This window comes from Streptomyces violaceorubidus, from assembly GCF_000717995.1.
GTDB classification, from domain to species: Bacteria; Actinomycetota; Actinomycetes; order Streptomycetales; family Streptomycetaceae; genus Streptomyces; species Streptomyces violaceorubidus.
Genome location: NZ_JODM01000001.1, coordinates 185623 through 208555, shown reverse-complemented (window position 1 = coordinate 208555; position 22933 = coordinate 185623). Strand labels below are relative to the sequence as shown.

At 71.7% G+C, this 22933-nt stretch carries 22 protein-coding genes and 1 tRNA gene; 7 read left to right on the top strand and 16 right to left on the bottom strand.

Features of this window, described 5'->3' with window-relative positions; all coding sequences use genetic code 11:
* Positions 1 to 37: 37 nt before the first annotated feature.
* Positions 38 to 256: a hypothetical protein gene (locus IE94_RS37585; RefSeq protein WP_076975826.1), complete on the bottom strand. Its 219-nt coding sequence runs from the start codon at positions 254 to 256 to the stop codon at positions 38 to 40.
* Positions 257 to 382: 126 nt separating this feature from the next.
* Positions 383 to 464, bottom strand: a tRNA-Tyr gene (locus IE94_RS0101020).
* 235 nt (positions 465 to 699) lie between these two features.
* Between IE94_RS0101020 and IE94_RS0101015 the strand changes: the two genes are divergently transcribed.
* Positions 700 to 1188, top strand: a complete 489-nt coding sequence (locus tag IE94_RS0101015; protein WP_030145423.1) for a YajQ family cyclic di-GMP-binding protein — start codon at positions 700 to 702, stop codon at positions 1186 to 1188.
* Positions 1189 to 1254: 66 nt separating this feature from the next.
* Here IE94_RS0101015 and IE94_RS0101010 read toward each other — a convergent pair whose 3' ends face one another.
* Complete coding sequence (locus IE94_RS0101010; protein WP_030145422.1) at positions 1255 to 1521, bottom strand: GlsB/YeaQ/YmgE family stress response membrane protein; 267 nt, start codon at positions 1519 to 1521, stop codon at positions 1255 to 1257.
* 140 nt (positions 1522 to 1661) lie between these two features.
* Between IE94_RS0101010 and IE94_RS0101005 the strand changes: the two genes are divergently transcribed.
* On the top strand, positions 1662 to 2906 hold the full coding sequence (locus IE94_RS0101005) for an APC family permease (RefSeq protein WP_030145421.1): 1245 nt from the start codon (positions 1662 to 1664) through the stop codon (positions 2904 to 2906).
* 79 nt (positions 2907 to 2985) lie between these two features.
* On the opposite strand, the gene IE94_RS0101000 is transcribed toward IE94_RS0101005, so the two are convergent.
* The 13 genes from IE94_RS0101000 to IE94_RS0100940 all read right to left on the bottom strand — a co-directional run bounded on the left by IE94_RS0101000 (position 2986) and on the right by IE94_RS0100940 (position 15726).
* Positions 2986 to 3591, bottom strand: a complete 606-nt coding sequence (locus IE94_RS0101000) for an SMI1/KNR4 family protein (protein ID WP_030145420.1) — start codon at positions 3589 to 3591, stop codon at positions 2986 to 2988.
* Between the two features lie 96 nt (positions 3592 to 3687).
* Positions 3688 to 4104 carry a YccF domain-containing protein gene (locus IE94_RS0100995; protein ID WP_030145419.1) on the bottom strand — a complete coding sequence of 139 codons (417 nt, stop codon included), beginning with the start codon at positions 4102 to 4104 and terminating at the stop codon, positions 3688 to 3690.
* Complete coding sequence (gene htpX / locus IE94_RS0100990; protein ID WP_030145418.1) at positions 4101 to 4964, bottom strand: zinc metalloprotease HtpX; 864 nt, start codon at positions 4962 to 4964, stop codon at positions 4101 to 4103. Before htpX ends, IE94_RS0100995 begins: the two co-directional genes overlap by 4 nt.
* A 258-nt stretch (positions 4965 to 5222) precedes the next feature.
* Entirely contained in the window at positions 5223 to 6773 is a 1551-nt protein-coding gene (locus IE94_RS0100985; RefSeq protein ID WP_030145417.1) for an NADH-quinone oxidoreductase subunit N, read from the bottom strand.
* Positions 6770 to 8350, bottom strand: a complete 1581-nt coding sequence (locus IE94_RS0100980) for an NADH-quinone oxidoreductase subunit M (protein ID WP_030145416.1) — start codon at positions 8348 to 8350, stop codon at positions 6770 to 6772. Before IE94_RS0100980 ends, IE94_RS0100985 begins: the two co-directional genes overlap by 4 nt.
* A gap of 6 nt (positions 8351 to 8356) precedes the next feature.
* Complete coding sequence (locus tag IE94_RS0100975) at positions 8357 to 10351, bottom strand: NADH-quinone oxidoreductase subunit 5 family protein (RefSeq protein WP_030145415.1); 1995 nt, start codon at positions 10349 to 10351, stop codon at positions 8357 to 8359.
* On the bottom strand, positions 10348 to 10755 hold the full coding sequence (nuoK, locus tag IE94_RS0100970) for an NADH-quinone oxidoreductase subunit NuoK (RefSeq protein WP_030145414.1): 408 nt from the start codon (positions 10753 to 10755) through the stop codon (positions 10348 to 10350). Before nuoK ends, IE94_RS0100975 begins: the two co-directional genes overlap by 4 nt.
* Positions 10755 to 11516, bottom strand: coding sequence for an NADH-quinone oxidoreductase subunit J family protein (locus IE94_RS0100965; protein WP_030145413.1), 762 nt, complete (start codon positions 11514 to 11516; stop codon positions 10755 to 10757). The genes nuoK and IE94_RS0100965 overlap by 1 nt, the downstream gene beginning before the upstream one ends.
* The gene (locus IE94_RS0100960; RefSeq protein WP_030145412.1) at positions 11513 to 12097 is read right to left on the bottom strand and encodes a NuoI/complex I 23 kDa subunit family protein; all 585 of its coding nucleotides are present in this window, start codon (positions 12095 to 12097) and stop codon (positions 11513 to 11515) included. The genes IE94_RS0100965 and IE94_RS0100960 overlap by 4 nt, the downstream gene beginning before the upstream one ends.
* Positions 12098 to 12099: 2 nt before the next feature.
* Positions 12100 to 13068, bottom strand: coding sequence for a complex I subunit 1/NuoH family protein (locus IE94_RS0100955; RefSeq protein WP_030145411.1), 969 nt, complete (start codon positions 13066 to 13068; stop codon positions 12100 to 12102).
* The gene (locus IE94_RS0100950; RefSeq protein ID WP_030145410.1) at positions 13065 to 14687 is read right to left on the bottom strand and encodes an NADH-quinone oxidoreductase subunit C; all 1623 of its coding nucleotides are present in this window, start codon (positions 14685 to 14687) and stop codon (positions 13065 to 13067) included. The genes IE94_RS0100955 and IE94_RS0100950 overlap by 4 nt, the downstream gene beginning before the upstream one ends.
* The gene (locus tag IE94_RS0100945; RefSeq protein WP_030145409.1) at positions 14684 to 15295 is read right to left on the bottom strand and encodes an NADH-quinone oxidoreductase subunit B; all 612 of its coding nucleotides are present in this window, start codon (positions 15293 to 15295) and stop codon (positions 14684 to 14686) included. Before IE94_RS0100945 ends, IE94_RS0100950 begins: the two co-directional genes overlap by 4 nt.
* Positions 15286 to 15726 (bottom strand): NADH-quinone oxidoreductase subunit A, encoded by a 441-nt coding sequence (locus IE94_RS0100940; protein WP_030145408.1) that lies wholly within the window; start codon positions 15724 to 15726, stop codon positions 15286 to 15288. Before IE94_RS0100940 ends, IE94_RS0100945 begins: the two co-directional genes overlap by 10 nt.
* A 196-nt stretch (positions 15727 to 15922) precedes the next feature.
* Here IE94_RS0100940 and IE94_RS0100935 point away from each other — a divergent pair, with 196 nt between their 5' ends.
* The 5 genes from IE94_RS0100935 to IE94_RS0100915 all read left to right on the top strand — a co-directional run bounded on the left by IE94_RS0100935 (position 15923) and on the right by IE94_RS0100915 (position 22814).
* Positions 15923 to 17149 (top strand): sensor histidine kinase, encoded by a 1227-nt coding sequence (locus IE94_RS0100935; RefSeq protein WP_030145407.1) that lies wholly within the window; start codon positions 15923 to 15925, stop codon positions 17147 to 17149.
* A 112-nt stretch (positions 17150 to 17261) separates the two neighbouring features.
* Entirely contained in the window at positions 17262 to 18629 is a 1368-nt protein-coding gene (locus IE94_RS0100930; RefSeq protein ID WP_030145406.1) for a sensor histidine kinase, read from the top strand.
* Between the two features lie 266 nt (positions 18630 to 18895).
* Entirely contained in the window at positions 18896 to 19555 is a 660-nt protein-coding gene (locus IE94_RS0100925; RefSeq protein WP_007443820.1) for a response regulator transcription factor, read from the top strand.
* A 270-nt stretch (positions 19556 to 19825) separates the two neighbouring features.
* Positions 19826 to 21763 carry a 2-oxoacid:acceptor oxidoreductase subunit alpha gene (locus tag IE94_RS0100920; RefSeq protein ID WP_030145404.1) on the top strand — a complete coding sequence of 646 codons (1938 nt, stop codon included), beginning with the start codon at positions 19826 to 19828 and terminating at the stop codon, positions 21761 to 21763.
* Complete coding sequence (locus IE94_RS0100915) at positions 21756 to 22814, top strand: 2-oxoacid:ferredoxin oxidoreductase subunit beta (protein WP_030145403.1); 1059 nt, start codon at positions 21756 to 21758, stop codon at positions 22812 to 22814. The genes IE94_RS0100920 and IE94_RS0100915 overlap by 8 nt, the downstream gene beginning before the upstream one ends.
* Positions 22815 to 22933: the final 119 nt, after the last annotated feature.

Here is a 22933-nt window from a genome sequence, read left to right as displayed (position 1 = left end):
GGGGCTCGGCACCGCGGGCGAACGGTCGGAAGAACGGTCAGAAGAGGGGCAGCTGTCCGGGGAACTCAGGGACGACGTACCCGTCCAAGGACGGCTGCGCCGCGCCCAGTTGCGCCGACCGACGCGAACCGGGACAGGACACGAGCTCACCGCTCTCCCGTGCGCCGGGCGGATCGTGGCGCGCGTACCGCCCCGCGACGACGGCGATCTCGCGACGGCACTCGGGGCAGGTTCTACGGCGGGAGGACGAGGCCATGCCACCAGTCTGCCCGGACCGCCCGCAGGCTGAGCCGCGCCCACGCTCCCGCGCGCGGTCCGGCACATGACGAAGGACCCCGTGACCTGCTGTTTATGCAGGTCACGGGGTCCTTTCGATCCCGTGTGGCGGCGCCAGGATTCGAACCTGGGAAGGCTGAGCCGGCAGATTTACAGTCTGCTCCCTTTGGCCGCTCGGGCACACCGCCGGGGTTCGCTGCCCGTCGTACCGCTGGTGGGCGGTGCTCCGTGGCAACGACGTAAACAATACCCGATGCGGAGGGGTGCTTCGCCACCCGATTGATCGCCGCCCCGACCGCGACGGGTGGCTAGGCTTGTGCGGATGCGGCCGTGGACCCTGCCGGGCCCGGTGGCCGCCGACGTATGCCGGTACGGACCCGATTCGCGGCCCGACACGCACCCAGATACAAGGAGCCACAGGACATGGCCGACTCCAGTTTCGACATCGTCTCGAAGGTCGAGCGGCAGGAGGTCGACAACGCCCTCAACCAGGCCGCCAAGGAGATCTCGCAGCGCTACGACTTCAAGGGCGTCGGCGCCTCGATCTCGTGGTCCGGGGAGAAGATCCTCATGGAGGCCAACTCCGAGGACCGGGTGAACGCAGTCCTCGACGTCTTCCAGTCCAAGCTGATCAAGCGCGGCATCTCGCTCAAGTCCCTGGTCGCGGGCGAGCCCCAGCTTTCCGGCAAGGAATACAAGATCTTCGCGTCGATCGAGGAGGGCATCTCCAAGGAGAACGCGAAGAAGGTGGCCAAGCTCATCCGCGACGAGGGCCCCAAGAGCGTCAAGGCCCAGGTGCAGGGCGAGGAACTGCGGGTCTCCTCGAAGAGCCGGGACGATCTGCAGACCGTGATCACCCTGCTGAAGGCCCAGGACTTCGAGTTCGCGTTGCAGTTCGTCAACTACCGGTGAGCTGCTGAACCGGGAATGGGCGGGCACCCCTTCGGTGCCCGCCCATTCCCGTCCGGCCCGTGCGCGTCAGTCGCGCGAGTTGCCGAACAGGAGCCGGTAGGCGACCAGGAGCACCAGCGAACCGCCGATCGCCGCCGCCCAGGTGGCGCCGTCGTAGAAGTCCTTGCTGATCGGGTGGTCGAGCCAGCGGGCCGATATCCAGCCGCCGATGAACGCACCCGCGATGCCGATGAGGGTGGTGCCGATGAGCCCTCCGGGGTCGCGGCCCGGCAGCAGGAACTTGGCGATGGCTCCGGCCAACAGTCCGAGGATGATCCAGCTGATGACGGTCATGCCGTGACCCTGCCCTTTCTCTCTGTGCCCACACGGTGCCAGTGCTGCGGGCCGTTCCTCCGCGCGGTGTTCATGTCCTCTTGGGGAAGAGGACGTTCCGACCGCGTCGGGTGGTTGCGCCGGTCAGTAGGGTGCGACCCATGACACCTGCGGGTTCACAGCTGCGTCGCACCCTTGGTCTGGGTGATGCCGTCGTCGTGGGGCTGGGTTCCATGATCGGTGCCGGGGTCTTCGCCGCCCTGGCTCCTGCGGCCCGTGCCGCCGGCTCGGGGCTGCTCCTCGCCCTCGCCGTGGCAGCCGTCGTCGCCTACTGCAACGCCATGTCGTCGGCCCGGCTGGCGGCCCGGTACCCGGCCTCGGGTGGCACCTACGTCTACGGGCGTGAGCGGCTCGGGGAGTTCTGGGGCTATCTCGCGGGCTGGTCGTTCATCGTCGGGAAGACGGCCTCCTGTGCCGCCATGGCGCTCACCGTGGGCGTGTACGTGTGGCCGGAGCAGGCGCATGCGGTGGCGGTAGCGGCCGTGGTGGCGCTGACCGCGGTGAACTACGGCGGGATTCGCAAGTCCGCCTGGCTGACGCGGGTGATCGTGGCCGTTGTTCTCGCTGTCCTCGCTTCCGTGGTGGTGGTGTGCCTGGGGTCGGGGCAGGCCGATGCCGGACGGCTGGAGATCGGCGTGTCGGGCGGCGTCGGCGGCGTCCTGCAAGCGGCCGGCCTGCTGTTCTTCGCCTTCGCGGGGTACGCGCGCGTGGCGACGCTCGGTGAGGAGGTGCGGGATCCGCGGCGCACCATTGCGCGCGCGATCCCGCTGGCGCTGGGGATCACCCTGGCGGTGTACGTGTGTGTCGCGATGGCTGTCCTCTCCGTGCTGGGACCGACCGGTCTGGGGCGGGCGACGGCGCCCCTGGCCGACGCGGTACGGGCGGCCGGCCTGCCGGAGCTGGCGCCCGTCGTGCGGGTGGGTGCCGCCGTGGCCGCCCTGGGCTCCCTGCTGGCGCTGATCCTGGGCGTTTCCCGGACGACGCTGGCCATGGCCCGGGACCGTCATCTGCCCCGGGCGCTGGCCGCGGTGCATCCGCGTTTCCAGGTGCCGCACCGGGCGGAGCTGGCCGTGGGCGCGGTGGTCGCGGTCCTGGCGGCGACGGTGGACGTGCGTGGGGCGATCGGCTTCTCCTCCTTCGGTGTGCTGGCGTACTACGCCGTGGCCAACGCGTCGGCCTGGACTCTCGACCCTTCGCGGGTGTCGCGGGTCGTACCGGCGCTGGGGCTGATCGGCTGTGTGGTGCTCGCGTTCTCCCTTCCGGCGGTGTCGGTCGCCGTGGGCGTGGGTGTGCTGGCGGTGGGTGTGGTGGCGTACGGGGTGCGGGGACAGCAAGTCCAGCGGTAGACGGCGGCCGGGGCGCCGAGGTGGTCGCGCGTCGGCACTCCCTCGGTGTGGCCCGGCGCGAGGGCTCGGCCGGTTTCCCTCAGGTCGCCCGGGCGGGGACCGGACCTGTGGTCAGGCTTCCTCTGACGGGTCCTCTGCCGGTGCGCAGGGGGAAGTCGCCCCACGGGGGCGGCTCCGGGCCCTCGTGGTCCTCCTCGTACCAGCCCGTGCCCTCGACCCAGGCGCGCAGCCAGTCGGCGAGGCTCGGGGCGTCGACGTACCAGGAATGGTCGGCGTCACCGGCGTTGGGCTCGAAGAGGAGGACGGTGGCCTGCGGGGAGTGGCAGTCGACGCAGGCGTACATCGCGCAGCCCCAGTGGGATATGGGCAGGACGCCCTCGGGCCAGGGCCAGTCGGGGTCCTTCGCACCGCTGTCGCGGTTGGCGAGGTACTGGGCGACGGCGGCGGGCTCGCCCGAGGGCGGGCTGTCGAGCAGGGGCAACAGACCGTACTCCGGGCCGAATCCGCCGTCGCCTATGCGCAGGTACAGCTCGGCGAGCAGGGTGGGGAGGGGGAAGCCGAGGGCTGCCTCGGCGCGGGCCGACGTCGCCGCGTCCACGGGCTCGGGCAGGGAGGCCCAACCCCACGGCCGGGTGCTCCGCGCCTTGGCGGCCACCCGTTCCAGCAACTGCTCGTTCTCGGTCATGGATTCATGATGCAGGCCGCCACTGACATCCGGGCGGGCCTGTGGACAACCGGGCAGCTGTGGACAACGCGGGCCGCGACGGCCCTCGAGAATCCTCTACCAGCCGGTCCGCTGCGCCGTCCCCGCAGCGGTGAAGGGCTGGTCCGTGCGCACGATCTCGCGGCCCAGCGGGAGCAGTGAGACGGGGATCAGCTTGAAGTTGGCGAGGCCGAGCGGGATTCCGATGATCGTGACGCACAGCGCGATGCCGGTGACGATGTGGCCGAGCGCCAGCCACCAGCCGGCGAGGACGAGCCACAGCACGTTTCCGATGCACGAGGGCGCTCCGGCGTCGCGGCGCTCGACCGCCGTGTACCCGAAGGGCCACAGGGCGTAGACGCCGATACGGAAGGCCGCGATACCGAAGGGGATTCCGATGATCGTGACGCAGAGCAGCGCGCCCGCGAGCAGGTAGCCGAGGAACAGCCAGAAGCCGCTGAACACGAGCCAAATGACGTTGAGGATGGTCTTCACTGCTGACGACCTGCCATCTTTTCGAGTCGGGCGATGCGCTCCGCCATCGGCGGGTGGGTGGAGAACATCTTCGAGAGTCCCTGCCCCGGCCGGAAGGGATTGGCGATCATCATGTGGCTGGCGGTCTCCAGCCGGGGCTCCGGGGGGAGCGGGAGCTGCTTGGTGCCGAGTTCCAGTTTGCGCAGGGCGCCGGCCAGGGCGAGCGGGTCGCCGGTCAGCTGGGCGCCCGAGGCGTCGGCCTCGTACTCACGGGAGCGGCTGATCGCCAGTTGGATGACGGTGGCTGCGAGCGGTCCGAGCAGCATGATGAGGAGCATGCCCAGCAGACCCGGTCCGTCATCGTCGTTGGACCGCCCCACCGGGATGAGCCAGGCGAAGTTGACCAGGAACATGATCACCGAGGCGAGGGCCCCGGCGACGGAGGAGATGAGGATGTCGCGGTTGTAGACGTGGCTGAGTTCGTGCCCGATGACGCCGCGCAGTTCACGCTCGTCGAGCAGGCGCATGATGCCCTCGGTGCAGCACACGGCCGCGTTGCGCGGGTTGCGGCCGGTCGCGAAGGCGTTGGGTGCCTCCGTCGGTGAGATGTAGAGGCGGGGCATCGGCTGGCGGGCCTGGGTGGAGAGCTCGCGGACCATGCGGTAGAGCGCCGGGGCCTCGAACTCGCTGACCGGGCGGGCGCGCATCGCGCGGAGCGCGAGTTTGTCGCTGTTCCAGTACGCGTACGCGTTGGTGCCCAGGGCGACGAGGACGGCGACGACGAGCCCCGCTCGGCCGAAGAAGCTGCCGATGACGATGATGAGCGCGGACAGTCCCCCGAGGAGTACTGCGGTCCTGAGCCCGTTGTGCCGGCGGTGCACGGTACGCCCTCCAAGTCGTGCAGCAGGGGAACCCTTTGCTTGCTGGTCTCGCTCGCTGTGGTTGCTTCCTGGTCTCCGGTGCCACCGGTGCCGTGGGTGACACGTCCAGTGGACCCTTCCGTACTGGTCAACGCCAGGCGAGGGCCACCAGTTCCCCGACGCCCGGCGCGGCACGTGTGGTCCGTACGGGTGACGGCCGTGGCGGGCGCACGCGCGCGGGGAGCCGGGTGCGGCACGCGCGTGTGCCGGGCGGGTGCGTCAGAAGAGGCCGGTGTCGGCGAAGCGCAGGATCAGCTGGGGTGCTCCGGAGAGGGCGACGGCGAGGATCGCGGTCGCGCTGATCGCGGCCGTGAGGGGGCCGGGGGCACGGTGGCCGGCGGTCGCGTCCTCGGGCGCCCGGAACAGCAGAGCCGTCCATTGGAGGTAGTAGAAGAGCGCGATCACGACGTTGACGGCCATGACGACGGCCAGCCAGCCGAGTCCGGCGTCGACGGCCGCGGTGAACACGGTGACCTTGGCGAAGAGGCCGATGACGCCGGGCGGGAGCCCCGCGAGGCAGAGCAGGAAGAACGCCAGGAGCAGCGCGGTGACGGGGTTGGAGGCGTACAGGCCGCGGTAGTCCGCGACGCGGTTGAGGGCCCTGCTGCGGCCCACCAGCGCGGCCACCGCGAAGGCACCGAGGTTCACCGCGGCGTACATGAGGGCGTAGGCGACCGTGGAGCCGATGGAGCGTTCGGGGTCGTCGGAGTACGCGGCGGCGGCGATCGGCACCAGGAGGTAGCCGGCCTGGCCGACGGACGACCAGGCGAGCAGGCGTACCGCGCTGTACGCGCGCGTGGCCTGCTGCCGGAGGGCGCCGACGTTGCCCACGGTCATGGTGAGCGCGGCCAGTGCCGCCAGGGCGGGGCCCCATACGTCGGCGTAGGAGGGCAGGGCGACGACCGTGACCAGGATGAGGCCGGAGAAGCCGACCGCCTTGCCGATCACGGACAGGTAGGCCGCGATCGGCAGGGGGGCGCCCACGTAGGTGTCGGGCACCCAGAAGTGGAAGGGGACGGCGGCCGTCTTGAAGGCGAAGCCGACGAGGGTGAGGACGACGCCGGTCTGGGCGAGGGTGGTGAACTGCCCGTCGACGTGCTGGATGCGGTCGGCCACCTGGGTGAGGTAGAGGGTGCCGGTGGTGGCGTACACGAAGCTGATGCCCATGAGGCTGACCGCGGTCGCGGTGACCGAGGACAGGAAGAACTTCAGGGCCGCTTCGGAGGACCTGCGGTCGCCCTGTCGGAGGCCGACGAGGGCGAAGGCGGGCAGGGAGGCGACCTCCAGGGCGACGACGAGGGTCGCGAGGTCCCGGGAGGCGGGCAGGAGCGCGGCGCCGGCCGCCGAGGAGAGCAGCAGGAACCAGAACTCGCCCTCGGGCAGTCCCCGGTCGGCGTCCTTCACCGCGGTGACGGACGGGAGGGCGGTCAGCAGGGCCCCGCCGAGGACCAGGAACTGGATGGCGAGGGTGAAGGTGTCCGCGGTGTAGCTGCAGACGCCGGGCTCGCCGGTCAGGCAGAACGTCGAGCGGTCGTCGTTGACCAGGGGCAGCAGCATGAGGGCGGCGGCGGCGAGTCCGGCGACCGAGATCCAGCCGAGCAGGGGTTTGCGGGCGTCCTTGACGAACAGGTCCGTGACGAGGACCACGAGTCCCACGACCGCCGTGATGGTGGGCGGCGCGACGGCGAGCCAGTCGACGGACTGGACGAGGTTCTGGGCCAGTGGCTGGGCCAGTGCCGTCTCGGCGAGGGGCTGGGCCGGGGAGCTCATCGGGTGCCTCCTGAGAGGAGCTGCTGCACGGCCGGGTCGGTCAGCCCGAGGAGGGTCCTGGGCCACAGTCCGGCGACGACGGTGAGGGCGACGAGCGGCGTCCAGGCGGCGAACTCGTAGGCGCGCACGTCGACGAGCCCCGGCTGCGGCGCGTCCTGCGGTACGGCGCCCATGCAGACGCGGCGGACCACGATCAGCATGTACGCGGCCGTCAGCAGGGTGCCGAAGGCGGCGACGACCATGAAGGTGAGGAAGGCGGGGCGGCTGAGGTCCTCGTGCGGGTCGAAGGCGCCGAACAGGGCGAGCATCTCGCCCCAGAACCCGGCCAGGCCCGGCAGGCCGAGCGAGGCGACCGCGGCGAAGGCGAGCAGTCCGCCGAGGCGGGGGGCCTTGCCGTACAGGGCGTGACCGGTCTCCTCGGCGAGGGCGTCGAGGTCGGTGGTTCCGGTGCGGTCCTTGAGCGCGCCGACCACGAAGAAGAGCAGGCCGGTGATCAGGCCGTGGGCGATGTTGGCGAACAGCGCACCGTTCACGCCGGTCGGGGTCATGGTCGCGACGCCCAGCAGGACGAAGCCCATGTGGCCGACGGAGGAGTAGGCGATGAGGCGCTTGAGGTCGCCCTTCGCGCCTCTCCTGGCGAGGGCCAGGCAGGCCAGGGAGCCGTAGATGATGCCGACCACGGCGAAGGCGGCGAGGTACGGCGCGAAGGTGCGGAAGCCGTCCGGGGCGACCGGGAGCAGGATCCGGACGAACCCGTACGTACCCATCTTCAGCAGGATGCCGGCCAGCAGGACCGAGCCGACGGTCGGCGCGGCGGTGTGGGCGTCGGGCAGCCAGCTGTGCAGCGGCCACATCGGGGTCTTGACCGCGAGCCCGATCCCGATCGCCAGAACGGCGATGACCTGCACGGATGTGGTCAGCGACCGGCCGTTGTCAGTGGCGAGTGCCACCATGTCGAATGTGCCCGCCGTGATTCCGATCAGGAGCAGGCCGAGCAGCATGACGACGGAGCCGAGGAGCGTGAACAGGATGAATTTCCAGGTGGCCCCGGCCCGTCCCTCGCCGCCCCAGCGGGCGATGAGGAAGTACATCGGGATGAGGACCGTCTCGAAGGCGAGGAAGAACAGGATGAGGTCGAGGACGGCGAAGGTCGCGAGGGTGCCGGACTCCAGGACGAGCAGCAGCGCGACGAATGCCTTCGGGCTCGGGCCCGACGGCATCTTCGAGTACGAGTAGAGCGCGCAGAGGAAGGTCAGCAGCGCGGTCAGGACCAGCAGGGGGAGGGAGATGCCGTCGATGCCGAGGTGGATGCGCACGTGGAGTGCGGGGATCCAGCTGATGTCCGTGCTGGCCTGCATCTTCGACGGATGGTCGTGGTCGAAGCCGAGCACGAGGACGACCGCGGCGACGAGGACCGCGCCGGTGACGGTGACGCCGTGCCGGAGTACGGCCTGCTCGGGTGACTTCCCCTTCAGTCCGGGCGGGGCCGGCAGAAGGGCGGCGGCCGCACCGAGGAGCGGGCCGACGACGATGAACGCGAGAAGGACCTGCATCACGGACTCGTTGATATCGATCACGCCTGCTCACGCTCCCGTGGCGACGAGGACGGCGGCGACCGCGAGGACGACGGTGCCGGCGAGCAGCGCGCTCACATAGGTCTGCACATTGCCGGTCTGGGCACGTCGTACGGCGGCCCCGAGCAGGCGGGGCAGCCCGCCCGCCGCACGTACGTAGGTGTCGACCACCTCGCGGTCCAGGAACCGGACGAGGCTCGCGCCTGCCCGGACCGGGCGGACGAAGAGGGTGGTGTACACCGCGTCCAGGTGGAAGCCCGCTGCCGCGTGCCGGTGCACGGGGCCCAGCAGGAGCCGTCCCGGATCCGACGGGTCGGGAGCGGAGGCGAGGTCTCCGTAGGCCGGCCGGTGGGTGGCAATGGCCTCGGACTCCACCAGGGCGGCGTCGCCCTCGGGGTGGGCGGCGACGGCGCCCAGCGGGGTGCGGACCGCGAGCGCCGAGGTGTGCCGCCAGGCGGCGTAGGTGACGATGCCGCCCACCAGCGCCACACCCGTGCCGAGCACGGAGGTGGCGAGGGTCGGAGTGAGGTCGTGGCCGTCGAACCAGTCGGGCAGCAGTCGGAAGGCGAGTCCGCCCAGGGCGAGTGAGGGGATGGCGAGCACCCAGAGCACGGCGTTCATGACCACCGGCTGCCTGCCGTGGTCCGGGGCCTCGGCGCCTCGGCCGCGGAAGGCCAGCAGCCACAGGCGGGTCGCATAGGCGGCGGTGAGCACGGCCGCGATCAGCCCGGCGACGAGCACGGTCCAGCCCGCGGCGCCGGGCGCGTGCTCGGTGTGGCCGGTGGCGACGTGCTCCGCGGCGCCCAGGACGGACTCCTTGGAGAAGAAGCCGCTGAAGGGCGGGATCGCGGCGAGCGCGAGCAGTGCCACGGTCATCGTCCAGTAGGCGTCCGGGACCCGGTCGCGCAGGCCCCGCATGCGGGACATGGCGGCCAGCGAGTTGGTGCCGGCGGCGTGGATGACCACGCCGGCGGCGAGGAACAGGAGCGCCTTGAAGGCGCCGTGCGCGAGGAGGTGGAAGACGGCGGCACCCCGGTCGCCCGTGGCGAGGGCCCCGGTCATGTAGCCGAGCTGTCCGATCGTCGAGTAGGCCAGGACGCGCTTGATGTCGTCCTGGGCGAGGGCGGCGAGCGCCGAGCCGACCATCGTGACGGCGGCCATGACGGCGAGGACGACCATCGCGGCCCGCGAGGCCTCGAAGAGCGGAAGGAGCCGGGCGACGAAGTACACACCGGCGGCGACCATCGTCGCGGCGTGGATCAGCGCGGAGACCGGCGTCGGGCCCGCCATCGCGTCGGGGAGCCAGGTGTGCAGGGGGAACTGCGCCGACTTGCCGGCCACACCGGCCAGGAGCAGCAGGGCGATCACCGTGGGGTGGCCGAGCGATCCGTCGGCCACCGCGGCGAGGATCCTGGTGATCCGGAACGAGCCGGTCTCGGTGGCCAGCGCCAGCAGGCCGATCAGGAAGGGGACGTCGCCGAGCTTGGTCACCAGGAAGGCCTTGAGGGAGGCGGCGCGCGCCTCCGGGGTCTCCCAGTAGTGGCCGACCAGGAAGTACGAGCAGATGCCCATGACCTCCCAGCCGACCAGCAGCACCATCAGGTCGCCGGAGTAGACGACGAGGAACATCGCGGAGGTGAACAGGGAGACGAGAGCGGCGTACGAGGCGTAACGCGGGTCGTCGCGCAGGTAGCCCGTCGAGTAGATCTGCACGCAGGCGGCGACGGTGCCGACCAGGACGGCGACGAGGGCGGCGAAGCCGTCGATGTGCAGGGCGAGTTCGACCGGGACCGAACCGGTGGGGGTCAGCTCGGTGACGGCGTCGAGGGCCGGGCCACCGCCCTGGCGGGCCGCGACGACCGCGGCGAGGACGAGGGCCGCCAGCGTCGGCAGGACGGCGAGGGGGCGGACGAATCCGGGGGCCGACCGGCCCAGGAGGAGACCGGCGGCTGCTCCGAGGAAGGGAAGGAGGGGGACGAGGACGGCGAGGGTGGTCGTGGTCACGCGGTGGCCTCAGCCTTCTCGGCGGCCGTCCCGGTCGCGGGGGTGTCGGAGTCGGAAGTGTCGGAGTCGGGGCCGTCGGGTTCGTGGCCCTCGGCGGTGTCGCGGAGCTTGTCGATGTCCGCGGTGCCGCGGTTGCGGTGGACGGCGAGGACGATCGCCAGGCCGATGCCGATCTCGGCGGCCGCGATGGCGATGGTGAACAGGGTCAAGGCCTGGCCGGAGTGCAGGGTCTCCTCCGCGGCCCTGCTGAGCCAGACGTCGAAGGCGACCAGGTTGAGGTTCACGGCGTTGAGCATCAGCTCGACCGACATCAGGACCAGGATCGCGTTGCGGCGGGCGAGGACGCCGTAGAGGCCGGTGCAGAACAGGAGGGCGGAGAGGACGGCGGGATAGGCGAGGTGCATCAGCGGGCACCGTCCGTCCGGGAGTCTCCGGGGTGGGAGCTTGCGGAGCGGGAAGCTCCGGACTCGGAGGTCCTTGCCGCGCGACTCGGGGACTCGGAGGTCCTTGCCGCGCGACTCGGGGACTCGGGGGCCCCTGCCGCGCGGGTTCCGGCCCGGGGCGCTTCCCCGGCGCGGGCCGCCTTGACCTTGCGGGACAGGACGATGGCGCCGACCAGGGCGGCGAGGAGGAGGACCGAGAGGGCCTCGAAGGGGAGGACCCAGTTCTGGAAGAGGCTCGCTCCGGTGACGGCGGTGGAGCCGGCGGCCGGGCCGTCCAGGTCGATCCAGGTGGTGCGGAAGGCGTCGACCACGACCCACACCAGGGCCGCGGCGGAGGCCACGGCCACGGTGAGCGCGGCCCAGCGGTTGCCGGAGTCGGCGTCCGGGGACCGGCCGATGGGCGCCCTGGTGAGCATCAGCCCGAACAGGATGAGGACGACGACGGCACCGACGTAGATGAGGACCTGGACCCAGGCGATGAACTCGGCGGTGAGCAGCAGGTATTCGACGGCGAGGCCGCCCAGGGCCACCACCAGCCACAGGGCGGCGTGGACGAGCTGGCGGGTGGTGACGGTGATGACGGCGGCTCCGAAGGTGACCAGACCGACGAGGAGGAAGGCGATCTCCACACCGGTCGGGGACAGGAAGCCGTGGGATCCGGCGGCGGTGGTCGTGGGGTACGCGGACGCGGTGAGGTGGCCGACGGTCGCAGCCGGTGTCATGACCGGTCCTCCTGTCCGGGCTGGTCCGTCCGCTGCCGCTCGGCCAGCTTGTCGGCGCTCTTGCGGGCGGCGGCGAGTTCCTTGGGCTCCTCCGCACCGGGGTCGAGGGCGGGCGGGGCCGGCACGGTCCACATCCACTCGCGGAGCTTGTCCCGCTCATGGGTGAGCTCGCGGATGTCGGTCTCGGCGTACTCGAACTCCGGGGACCAGAACAGGGCGTCGAAAGGACAGACCTCGATGCAGATACCGCAGTACATGCACAGGGAGAAGTCGATGGCGAAACGGTCGAGGACGTTGCGGCTGCGGTCGCGTCCGCCGGGGGTGGCCGCCGGGACCGTCTCCTTGTGGGAGTCGATGTAGATGCACCAGTCGGGGCACTCGCGGGCGCACAGCATGCAGACCGTGCAGTTCTCCTCGAACAGGCCGATCACGCCGCGGGTACGGGGCGGCAGTTCGGGCTGGGCGTCGGGGTACTGCTCGGTGACGGTCTTCCTCGTCATCGTGCGCAGGGTGACGGCCAGACCCTTGGCCAGACCCGAGCCGGGAACGCGGGGCCGGGAGGGCGGGGTGGACGCGGCCATGGTTACTGGATCACCACCTTGACGATGCCGGTGAGGGCGATCTGGGCGAGGGAGAGGGGGACGAGGAGCGTCCAGGACAGTTTCTGGAGCTGGTCCTCGCGCAGTCGCGGGTAGGTGACGCGCAGCCAGATCACGACGAAGGCGAGGACGGCCGCCTTGAGCAGGGTCCACACCCAGCCGAGACCGTCGGCGCCCCAGGGGCCGTGCCAGCCGCCCAGGAAGAGGACGGTGGTCAGACCGCACAGGACGACGATTCCGGCGTACTCGGCGAGGAGGAACAGGGCGAAGCGTAGGCCGGTGTACTCGGTGTAGGCGCCGAAGATGATCTCCGAGTCGGCGACGGGCATGTCGAACGGGGGGCGCTGCAGTTCGGCCAGCCCGGCGACGAAGAAGACGACCGCGCCGACGATCTGCCAGGGCAGCCACCACCACTCGAAGGCGTCCAGGATGCCGACGAGGGAGACGGTGCCGGCCGCCATGGCCACGGAGGCCGCGGTCAGCAGCATCGGGAGTTCGTAGGCGAGGAGCTGGGCGGCGGTGCGCAGGCCGCCGAGGAGGGAGAACTTGTTGGCGGAGGACCAGCCCGCCATGAGCGAGCCGAGGACGCCCACGCCCATGACGGCGAGCACGAAGAAGACACCGGCGTCGACGACTTGGCCGACCGCGCCCTCACCGGGTCCGACCGGGACGGCCAGGAGGACCAGGAGGTACGGCAGCAGGGCCACGGCCGGGGCGAGCTGGAAGATGCGGCGGTCCGCGTCGGCGGGGACCACGTCCTCCTTCTGCGCGAACTTCACTCCGTCCGCGACGAGCTGGGCCCAGCCGTGGAAGCCACCCGCGTACATCGGGCCCAGGCGGCCCTGCATGTGCGCCATCACCTTGTGCTCGGTCTGGCCGACGATCAGGGGGAACGTGAGGAAGACGACGAAGACGACCAGGAGGCGCAGGGTGACGTCGAGCGCGTCGTTCACTGCGGGCCTCCTGGGGAGTTCGGGGGATTCCGGGGGGCGTCGACGTCGCTGGAGCCTGCGCTGTCGCTGTCGCTGTCCCTGTCGGGGGCGTCGGGGGCGTCGGAGGCGAGCGGCTCGCCCGGGGCGTCCGGCGCCTCGGAAGCGGGCGGCTCGCCCGGTTCCTCCGGCCCGTCGGGGGTGTCCGGTGACTCGTCGGGCGTTCCCGGCTGCCCGGCGGCGTCGGGCTCGTCGAACGCCGGACGGGCGTGGTGCCACGGGGCGTCCGGGCTGCGCGGTGCCGAGGGCGCCGGCTTCGGGGCCGGTGCCTCGGGGGGTGTGGAGGCGGTGCCGTCACGGCCCCGGGAGGTGCTGCCGGGTCCCGCGTCGTCCGGTTGCCCGGCGTCGGAGGTGTCCCGCTGGCTCGCCGAGCCCTGCGACGCGCTCCGGGCGCGCCGGGGGCCGACGCTCCCGGCAGCCCCGCCCGTCCCGCCCGTCCCGCCCGACCCGCCCGACCCGCCCGACCGCTCCTGCCGCGGGCCCGCGGAGGCGTCGGTGCCGGGGGTCCGTCCGGCCGCCGGAGTACCGGTGCCGGCGGCGCCCTGCTGCCCGGCGGCCGGGTCGGCGGTGGCTCCGTCCGGCGTACCGGCCGCTCGCTGGGAAGCGGAGCCCTGGCTCGCGCTGCGCGACCGCCCCGGTACCGGGGCACCCGTCGATTCGCCGGCCGGGGAGCTCTGGCTGACCGAGCCCTCGGCGGCCGTACGCGCACGACGCCGCGCAGCCGGAGCCTCCGTGCCCGGAACCGACTGACTGACCGAACCCTCCGCAGCCGAACGCGCACGACGCCGCGCAGCCGGAGCCTCCGTGCCCGGAACCGACTGACTGACCGAACCCTCCGCAGCCGAACGTGCACGACGCGGTGCGGCCGGGGTCTCCGTGCCGGGGGTCGGCTGGTCGGCGGAGCCCTCGGTGGCCGGGCTGGGGCGGCGGGCAGGGCGTTCGCCCGCGGCGCGGACCGGACGCTCCCCCGCCGCACGCCCCGCGCCTCGGGCCGGGCGCGCCGGAGCGGGGGGCAGCTGGCCCTTCAGCGGGCCCCACTCGTTGGGATCGGGGACGCCCGGCGGCAGCATCTGGCGGCGGCGGGGGCCGCCGTGATCGGACTCGCCGGGTTCCTTGGCCCCGGGCCAGGCCTTGGCGACGCGGGCGGCGAGGACGAAGTCCTTGCGCAGCGGGTGGCCCTCGAAGCCCTCCGGCAGGAGCAGGTGGTCCAGCCCGGGGTGGTCCTCGAAGGCGACACCGAACATCTCGTGGGTCTCGCGTTCGTGCCAGGCCGCGCCCGCGTACACCGCGACGGCGGTGGGCAGCACCGGGGCCTCGTGCGGGACGGTCGTGCGCAGCAGCAGCCTGCGTACCGGGCCCAGCGCCACGACATGTGCCGCGACGCGGAACCCGGTGCCCGGTTCGTCGACCGCGCTCAGCCAGTCGAAGTACGTGCAGCCGAGCCGGTCGCGCGCCGTCTCCAGGGCGGTGATCCAGGACGCGGGCGGCACGTCGACGGTCAGGAGGTCGTACGACTCCGCCGCCGTGGCGTCCGGGCCGAAGATCTCCTCGGCGTCGGAGGGCAGCCAGCCGACCGCGGTCATCGGCCCTCCTCCGCGTCGGAGGCCGGGGACGAGGCCGGGGGTCGTACCAGGCCGCTCCGCAGCGCGGCCGTCGACGGCCGGGGCGAGGCGCCGTACCGCTCCCCGAGCGACTCCCGCGCGATCTTCTCCTGGAGCTTGAGGATCCCCTGGAGCAGCGCCTCGGGGCGCGGCGGGCAACCGGGGACGTAGACGTCGACGGGGATGATCTGGTCGACGCCCTTCGTCACGGAGTAGGAGTCCCAGTAGGGGCCTCCGCAGTTGGAGCAGGCGCCGAAGGAGATGACGTACTTCGGCTCGGGCATCTGCTCGTACAGGCGCTTGACGGCCGGTGCCATCTTGTCGGTCACCGTGCCCGAGACGACCATCAGGTCGGCCTGGCGCGGGCCGGGCGCGAACGGGATCACACCGAGCCGGATGAAGTCGTGGCGGGCCATGGACGCGGCGATGAACTCGATCGCGCAGCAGGCGAGGCCGAAGTTGAAGACCCAGAGCGAGTAGCGCCGGCCCCAGTTCAGGACGACCTTCATCGGTTCCGGGGCGAGGCGTGCCAGCGTGCCCAGCCTCTTGGGCTCGGGGAGCGGGACGGGTTCGGAGGGGTTCACGTCCATGACAGGACGCCCTTCTTGTATGCGTACAACAGACCCACGGCGAGGAAGCCGAGGAAGACGAACATCTCCACGAGGGTCGTGGCCCCGTAACCAGGGTCGGCGAAGACCGTCGCCCAGGGGAAGAGGAAGATCGAGTCGACCGCGAAGATGACGTAGAGGAACGCGTACACGTAGTAGCGGACCTGGGTGTGTGCCCAGCCCTCGCCGACGGGGTCGACGCCGCACTCGTACGTGAGCAGTTTCTCGGGCGTCGGGACCACCGGTCGCAGCAGCCGTCCGGCGCCGAAGGCCACGGCGACGAAGAGCACCCCCACGACGGCGAGCAGGCCGACGACCGAGTAGGACTGGAAGTAGTCCGCCGCGAGCCCGACGGTCGCATCGGCTGTGGTCACGGCGCCGGCGGTCGCGTCGCCGACGGTCGGTTCCGGCACGTGCGCCCCCTCGCTCCCTGTCGTGGACGTCGTGAACGCCGCTGTTCGACGATCTGTACGCACGGGAGTCTAGGGCCTGATAAAGAGACGGTAAGCAGCCCGTCGCACCTTGGGACGCGGGGGTGGGGTTTTCCTCAGTGCGTCCCCGGCGGTCCACCTCATGGCGCGGCGCCGCACCGCACGGCACGCTTCGGGTATGACCGAACGCCTCTCGACATCCAGTCTCGCCGGGACCACCGGCGCAGCGGCCGGCGACCGCCTGCCACCGGCCCGTCTCGCCTACGACCGGCACACCTGGAAGGAGATCGCGCATCTGCTGGCGAATCTCCCGGCGGCGCTGCTCGGGTTCACCTACGTCGTGACGATGCTGTCCGTCGGCGTCGGGTTGACGGTCACGGTGATCGGGCTCCCGCTGCTGGCGGCCGGTCTGCTGGGCGCGCGGCAGCTGGGCAAGCTGGAGCGGGCGCGGGCCCGGGTCCTGCTGGGCGTGCGGGTGGACGAGCCGAGTCCGCTGCCGCTGCGCGGCGGGCGCGGCTTCTTCGCACAGTTGTGGATGTCCCTGAAGGATCCGGTGGGCTGGCGCACGGTGCTGTACGACGTCATCCGGTTCCCCTGGGGCGTGGCCACCTTCGTCGTCACGTTGACGTCGTTGTTCGTGCTGTGGCCGGTGCTGCCGTTCATGGCGCGGGGTCTGGCCAACGTCGACCGGGCCATGGTGCGCGGGCTTCTGTCCCCGTCCGACGAGCTGGAGCGGCGGATCGCCGAGCTGGAGTCGGACCGGGGGGTGGTGGTCGACACGGCCGCGGCCGACCTGAGGCGCATCGAGCGGGACCTGCACGACGGCGCCCAGGCCCGCCTGGTCAACCTCGCGATGGGGCTGGGCCTGGCCAAGGAGAAGCTCCTGGAGGACCCCGACGCGGCGGCGGCGATGGTCGACGAGGCGCACGGCGAGGTGAAGCTGGCCCTGCAGGAGCTGCGGGATCTGGCCCGCGGCATCCATCCGGCCGTCCTGACCGACCGCGGTCTGGACGCGGCGCTCTCCTCGGTCGCCTCCCGCTGCACCGTGCCGGTCAGGGTGACCGTCGACCTGGCGGAGCGTCCCGCGGCGGCCATCGAGGGCATCGCCTACTTCACCGTCTCGGAGCTGCTCCAGAACGTCAGCAAGCACAGCGGGGCCGGCTCGGCCTCCGTGGAGGTGTGGCGGTCGTCCGACCGGCTGCTCATACAGGTGGGGGACGACGGCCGCGGGGGCGCGCGTCTCGACGGCGGCACGGGGATGAAGGGCCTCGCCGACCGGCTGTCCGCCGTCGACGGTCTCTTCGTCGTCGACTCCCCGGAGGGCGGCCCCACGACGATCACGGCCGAGCTGCCGTGGCGCGACCGCACGGAGGCCGACGCGGCCGCCTCTGCCGCCAGGAGGTAGGGAAAACCCCCCTGCCCGGACGCCGACGGGCTCCATTGGCCGCGGCGGCGCGGACGAGGAGGGTGGAGGTACGACAGCACAGCCGCACACGACGAGGAGAAGGACGGCACCGATGGCCACGGAATACGGACAGGGTTACGGGCTCGGGAGCGGGTCCGGCTTCCCCGGGGACACCGGTGCGCGGCGCCACCGGCTGCCGGCGGGACTGCGGGCACCGTTCGAGGCGCGCAGCTGGCGGGAGTTCGGCTACGTCCTGCTGGGTCTGCCGGTCGGCATCCTGCTCTTCACGTACGCCGTGACGATGGTGTCGCTGGGGGCGGGCCTGCTGGTGACGTTCCTGGGAGTGCCGGTGCTGGCGGCCGCGCTCGCCGGGTGCAGGGGCTTCGGGGCGATGGAGCGGGCCCGGGCCCGCGCCCTGCTGGGCCTGCGGGTGTCCGACCCGGAGCCGCTGCGGCTGAAGAAGCAGGGCGCGATGGGCTGGATGGGAGCCGTGCTCAAGAGCGGCGCCTCCTGGCGGAGCCTGCTGTACGCGGTGCTGCAGTTCCCGTGGGCCGTGTTCTCGTTCGTCGTCGCCCTGACCGTGTGGGCGATCGGGTGGGCGATGCTGACGTACCCGCTGTGGTTCTGGGTGTTCCCGATGTACGCCGGGCAGGACGGGCTCCAGCTGTACGGCGACCAGACGCACCGGATCTACCTGGACAACCCCTTCGAGATCGCCGTGACCGCGCTGGTCGGCCTGCTGTTCACCCTGGCGACGCCGTGGCTGGTGCGGGCGCTGACCACGGTGGACCGGGTCATGGTGCACGGTCTGCTCGGCCCGTCGCGGCTGGCGACGCGGGTCGTGGAGCTGGAGTCGGACCGGGGGGTCGTGGTGGACACGGCCGCGGCCGACCTGAGGCGCATCGAGCGGGACCTGCACGACGGCGCCCAGGCCCGCCTGGTCAACCTCGCCATGGACCTGGGCCTGGCCAAGGAGAAGCTGAGGGAGGACCCCCGGGCGGCGGCCGTCATGGTGGACGAGGCGCACGGCGAGGTGAAGACGGCGCTCCAGGAGCTGCGGGACCTGGCCCGGGGCATCCACCCCGCGGTGCTGACCGACCGCGGTCTGGACGCGGCGCTCTCCTCGGTCGCCTCGCGCTGCACGGTACCGGTGCGGGTGGAGGTCGACCTGCCGGAGCGGCCGGCGTCGGCGATCGAGGGCATCGCCTACTTCACCGTCTCGGAGCTGCTCCAGAACATCAGCAAGCACGCGAGGGCCACGGCGGCCGCGGTGGAGGTGTGGCGGGTGGAGAACCGGCTGATGCTCCAGGTCGTGGACAACGGCGTGGGCGGTGCGCGGGCGTCGGCCGGGTCCGGGCTGGCCGGTCTGGCGGAGCGGCTCGACGCGGTGGACGGGATCCTCGTGGTGGACTCGCCGGCCGGCGGGCCGACGCGGATCACGGCGGAGCTGCCGTGGCGGAACGAGCCGGTCACCGGCTGATCGCCCCGGGCAGGGCCCCGGACCGGCGCGGCAGCGGCCCGGTGGGGTGACCGGGAACCGGCCGTCGAGCGGCGGAACCCGGACTGACACCCAGGACCTCCCGCTCTTTCCCGCTGCCCGAGGGCCTGTTTCCCGCCGCCCGAGGGCGTCCGGCCCCGGAAGCTGGGATGCTGGACCCGTCGCACGGACGGTTCGTGGACGCGGCGCGGGCCGCGCGGGCCGTGAGGTGCACGGGCTGTGGGGGGCCGAGGATCGTGGAGGACAGGGTGCGGGTGGTCATCGCCGAGGATTCAGTGCTGCTCCGAGAGGGGCTGACCCGGTTGCTGACCGACCGCGGGCACGAGGTCGTGGCCGGCGTCGGCGACGGTGAGGCTCTGATCAAGACCATCACCGAGCTGGATGCCCAGGGCGAGTTGCCGGACGTCGTGGTGGCGGACGTGAGGATGCCGCCGACGCACACCGACGAGGGGGTGCGGGCCTCGGTGCGGCTGCGCAAGGCGCATCCCGGTCTCGGCGTGCTGGTGCTGTCCCAGTACGTGGAGGAGCGGTACGCGACGGAGCTGCTGGCCGGTTCCAGCCGGGGCGTCGGGTACCTGCTCAAGGACCGGGTGGCCGAGGTCCGGGAGTTCGTGGACGCCGTGGTGCGGGTGGCGCAGGGCGGTACGGCGCTGGACCCGGAGGTGGTCGCGCAGTTGCTCGGGCGCAGCCGCAAGCAGGACGTGCTGGCGGGGCTCACCCCGCGCGAGCGGGAGGTGCTGGGCCTCATGGCCGAGGGCCGGACGAACTCGGCGATCGCCCGGCAGCTCGTCGTGAGCGACGGGGCCGTCGAGAAGCACGTCAGCAACATCTTCATGAAGCTGGGCCTGTCCCCGAGCGACGGTGACCACCGCAGGGTGCTCGCGGTGCTCACCTATCTCAATTCCTGACCCCCGGGAGCCCACGCCTCGCGGGCACCGCCGGGCCCCCGGCGGTGCGCAGGCTCATCCGGACGAATGAGAAGCCGGAGGGCGGGCGGGGCACGTCCTCAAGGTGCCGGGGCGGCGAGGCGGTGGGATTCCGGGGCCGTGGGACATCCCGACGTCGTGTCCATCCTGCGAATGTCCACCGGAAGTCATCGCGTGCGGACGTAGGGTTGATCCTGGGACGGTCGGTGGGAGACCAGTCCCCGGACAGCCGTCCCTAGGGAGGTCCAGTAAGTGACCAGCCAGGTCAGCAGCCCAGCGGAGCAGGCCGACGGTACCGACGAGACCGTCGTGGGAGCGCAGCGCAAACCGGTCGGGGCGAAGGACGTCCGCCGGCTGGACCGGGTGATCATCAGGTTCGCGGGTGACTCGGGCGACGGGATGCAGCTCACCGGAGACCGTTTCACCTCGGAGACCGCGTCGTTCGGCAACGACCTGTCGACCCTGCCGAACTTCCCGGCCGAGATCCGGGCACCCGCCGGCACCCTCCCGGGCGTCTCGTCCTTCCAGCTGCACTTCGCCGACCACGACATCCTCACGCCGGGCGACGCGCCCAACGTGCTGGTGGCGATGAACCCGGCCGCGCTGAAGGCGAACGTGGGCGACCTGCCCCGGGGCGCGGAGATCATCGTCAACACGGACGAGTTCACCAAGCGGGCGATGCAGAAGGTCGGCTACGACACCTCTCCGCTGGAGGACGGCTCCCTCGACGGGTACCACCTGCATCCGGTGCCGTTGACGACGCTGACCGTGGAGGCGCTGGGGGAGTTCGACCTCAGCCGCAAGGAGGCCGAGCGCAGCAAGAACATGTTCGCGCTCGGCCTTCTGTCGTGGATGTACCACCGGCCCACCGAGGGCACGGAGCGGTTCCTGAAGTCGAAGTTCGCGAAGAAGCCGGACATCGCCGCCGCCAACATCGCGGCCTACCGGGCGGGCTGGAACTTCGGCGAGACCACGGAGGACTTCGCGGTCTCCTACGAGGTCGCGCCCGCGGCGACGGCGTTCCCGCCCGGCACCTACCGCAACATCTCCGGGAACCTGGCCCTGGCCTACGGTCTGATCGCCGCCTCCCGGCAGGCGGACCTGCCGCTGTTCCTGGGCTCGTACCCCATCACCCCGGCCTCCGACATTCTGCACGAGCTGTCCCGGCACAAGAACTTCGGCGTGCGCACCTTCCAGGCCGAGGACGAGATCGCCGGGATCGGCGCCGCGCTGGGCGCGGCCTTCGGCGGGTCGCTGGCGGTGACGACGACGAGCGGTCCGGGGGTGGCGCTCAAGAGCGAGACGATCGGGCTGGCGGTGTCGTTGGAGCTGCCGCTGCTGGTGGTGGACATCCAGCGGGGCGGTCCGTCGACCGGTCTGCCGACCAAGACGGAGCAGGCCGACCTGCTCCAGGCGATGTACGGGCGCAACGGCGAGGCGCCGGTCCCGGTCGTCGCCCCGCGCACCCCGGCCGACTGCTTCGGCGCCGCCCTGGAGGCCGCGCGGATCGCGTTGACGTACCGCACACCGGTCTTCCTCCTCTCCGACGGCTACCTGGCCAACGGCTCCGAACCGTGGCGGATCCCCGAGCCCGACGAACTCCCCGACCTTGCCGTGCAGTTCGCGCGGGGTCCCAACCACACCCTGGACGACGGCACCGAGGTGTTCTGGCCCTACAAGCGGGATCCGCAGACGCTGGCCCGTCCGTGGGCGGTGCCGGGCACGCCGGGTCTGGAGCACCGCATCGGCGGCATCGAGAAGCAGGACGGCACCGGGAACATCTCCTACGACCCGGCCAACCACGACTTCATGGTCCGCACCCGCCAGGCCAAGATCGACGGCATCACCGTCCCCGACCTGGAGACCGACGACCCCGACGGCGCGCGGACGCTGGTGCTGGGCTGGGGCTCGACGTACGGGCCGATCACGGCGGCGGTGCGGCGGATCCGCAAGGAGGGCGGCCGGATCGCCCAGGCCCACCTGCGCCACCTCAACCCCTTCCCGGCCAACCTCGGCGCGGTCCTGAAGCGGTACGACGCGGTGGTGGTCCCGGAGATGAACCTCGGGCAGCTCGCCACCCTGATCCGGGCGAAGTACCTGGTCGACGCGCAGTCCTACAACCAGGTCAACGGCATGCCGTTCAAGGCGGAACAGCTCGCCACCGTCCTGAAGGAGGCCATCGATGGCTGACACCGACGCACTGCTCCAGCTCGTCCCCCGGGCCGAGGGCAAGCAGTCCATGAAGGACTTCAAGTCCGACCAGGAAGTGCGCTGGTGCCCCGGCTGCGGCGACTACGCCATCCTCGCCGCCGTGCAGGGCTTCATGCCCCAGCTCGGCCTGGCGAAGGAGAACATCGTCTTCGTCTCCGGCATCGGCTGCTCCTCCCGCTTCCCGTACTACATGAACACCTACGGGATGCACTCCATCCACGGCCGCGCCCCCGCCATCGCGACCGGCCTCGCCGCCTCGCGCCGGGACCTGAGCGTGTGGGTGGTCACCGGCGACGGCGACGCGCTGTCCATCGGCGGCAACCACCTCATCCACGCCCTGCGCCGCAACGTCAACCTCAAGATCCTGCTGTTCAACAACCGGATCTACGGCCTGACCAAGGGCCAGTACTCCCCCACCTCCGAGGTCGGCAAGATCACCAAGTCGACGCCGATGGGGTCGCTGGACGCGCCCTTCAACCCGGTCTCGCTCGCCCTCGGCGCCGAGGCGTCCTTCGTCGCCCGGACCGTCGACTCCGACCGCAAGCACCTCACCGAGATCCTGCGACAGGCCGCCGACCACCCCGGCACCGCCCTGATCGAGATCTACCAGAACTGCAACATCTTCAACGACGGCGCCTTCGACGCCCTCAAGGACAAGCAGCGGGCCGAGGAAGCGGTGATCCGCCTGGAGCACGGGCAGCCGATCCGCTTCGGCGCCGACGACGCGAAGGGCGTCGTCCGCGATCCGGCCACCGGCGACCTGGAGGTCGTCGCGGTGACCGCGGACAACGAGGCCGACATCCTGGTCCACGACGCGCACGCCGCGTCCCCGACCACGGCCTTCGCGCTCTCCCGCCTCGCCGACCCGGACACCCTGCACCACACCCCCATCGGCGTCCTGCGCTCGGTCGAACGACCGGTCTACGACACGCTGATGTCCGAGCAGCTCGACACCGCCGTCGAGCAGCACGGCAAGGGCGACCTCGCCGCACTGCTCGCCGGCAACGACACCTGGACGGTCGTCGGCTGACGGACGCCGTTCACGGCACACGAGGGCCCGGGCGGGAAGCGTCCGGGCCCTCCTCCTTACCCAGAGGGAAGTACCTTACTTCAAAGTGGGCACTTTCCTCTGGTTAGCGCAGCCTCTAG